Annotated in this window: 1 protein-coding gene; it reads left to right on the plus strand. The window is 69.4% G+C overall.

Features of this window, described 5'->3' with window-relative positions; translation table 11 throughout:
- Positions 1-98: 98 nt before the first annotated feature.
- On the plus strand, positions 99-1,810 hold a 1,712-nt coding region (locus tag ACFRQN_RS40750), incomplete at its 3' end, for a condensation domain-containing protein (protein ID WP_380745685.1).

Below are 1,810 nucleotides of genomic sequence, written 5' to 3' on the forward strand. Positions count from 1 at the left end.
ACGGACGCGGCAATGACATGACAGCCACACCCGGCATCCCTGGGTGCCCTGATCTTACGAATGACCAGAACGATCCCACGAAGAAAGGTATGGATGTCATGGCTCAGCAGATGGAACCGACGACCGGGCAGAAGGACACGGCCGAGGGCGGTCGCGCTCCCGAGTCGGCGCAGGAACAGCTCCTGTGCGGCCTCTTCGCCGAGGTCCTCGGGCTGCCGTCGGTGGGAGTCGATGACAACTTCTTCGCCCTGGGCGGCCATTCGGTCATCGCGACCCGGCTGATCAGCCGCATCCGCAGCACGCTCGGCGCGGAGCTCGGCATCCGGGACCTGTTCCGGAACCCGACCGTGGCCCGGGTGGCGGAGAAGCTGAAGGAGGGGCGGCCGGCGCGGCCGGCGTTGGTGGCGGGGGAGCGGCCGGAGGTGCTGCCGCTGTCGTTCGCGCAGCAGCGGCTGTGGTTCCTGGACCAGTTGGAGGGTGCGTCCGCGACGTACAACAGCCCGTTCGTGTTCCGGCTGCACGGGGCGGTGGACGTGGAGGCCCTCCGCGGGGCGATCGGTGACGTGGTCGGGCGGCACGAGGCGCTGCGGACGGTCTATCCGGCGGTCGACGGGCAGCCCCGCCAGGTGGTGCTGCCCGTCGGGGACGTCGAGGTGCCGTTCAGGGCCGAGCCGTGCATGGCGGAGGAGCTGGCGGAGCGGATCTCCGCCGAGGCCCTCGCCGCGTTCAACCTGTCCACCGGGCTGCCGTTGCGGGTGGTGCTGTTCACGGTCGCCGAGGGCGAGTCGGTGCTGGTGGTGACCTTGCACCACATCGCGAGTGACGGTTGGTCGATGGAGCCGTTGTGGGAGGGGGTGGCGTCGGCGTACCGGGCTCGGTTGGCCGGGGTTGCTCCGGAGTGGTCGCCGTTGCCGGTGCAGTACGCGGATTACACGCTGTGGCAGCAGGGTCTGTTGGGTGGGGTCCTGGATCAGCAACTCGCCTACTGGTCAGGGGTGTTGCGGGATGCGCCGCAGGAGGTGGCGCTGCCGTTGGATCGGCCTCGGTCGGGGGTGGCTTCGCGTGCGGGTGGTCTGGTGGAGTTCGGGCTGGATGCGGAGCTGCACGCGGAGTTGGAGGGGTTGGCGCGTCGGCACGGTGTGACGCTGTTCATGGTGCTGCACGCGGGTCTGGCGGCTTTGTTGTCGCGCCTGGGTGCGGGGACGGACATTCCGATCGGCACGGTGGTGGCGGGGCGTTCGGACGAGGCGTTGGACGAGCTGGTCGGGTTCTTCGTGAACACGCTGGTGTTGCGGACGGATGTGTCGGGTGCGCCGACCTTTGGTGAGTTGCTGGGCCGGGTCCGGGATACGGATCTGGCGGCGTTCACCCACCAGGATCTGCCGTTCGAGCGGCTGGTGGAGGAGCTGAACCCCGTCCGCTCGGCGTCGGTCCATCCGTTGTTCCAGGTGATGCTGGTCCTGCAGAACAACAGCGAGTGCAGTCTCCAACTCCCGGGCCTGGTCGTGGAGCCGGAGTGCTCTGTGGCTGCCCCGGCCCGGTTCGACCTCAACCTGAGCTTCTCCGAGCACCACGACGCCGCCAACAGGCCGGCTGGCATCCGGGCCGAACTGCGCTACGCCGCCGACCTCTTCGACCAAGGCACCGTCACCACCTTCGCGGAGCGCCTGCGCCGGGTGCTGGCCGCCATGGTCGCGGATCCGGACGGGTCGGTGGGGTCGGTTGAGGTGTTGGTGGGTGGCGAGCGTGAGTTGGTCGTGTCGGGGTGGGGTGGTGGTGGGGGTCCGGTGCCGGCGGGGACGGTGTCGGG

The sequence above is a fragment of the Kitasatospora sp. NPDC056800 genome (genome assembly GCF_042789775.1).
Classification (GTDB): Bacteria; Actinomycetota; Actinomycetes; order Streptomycetales; family Streptomycetaceae; genus Kitasatospora.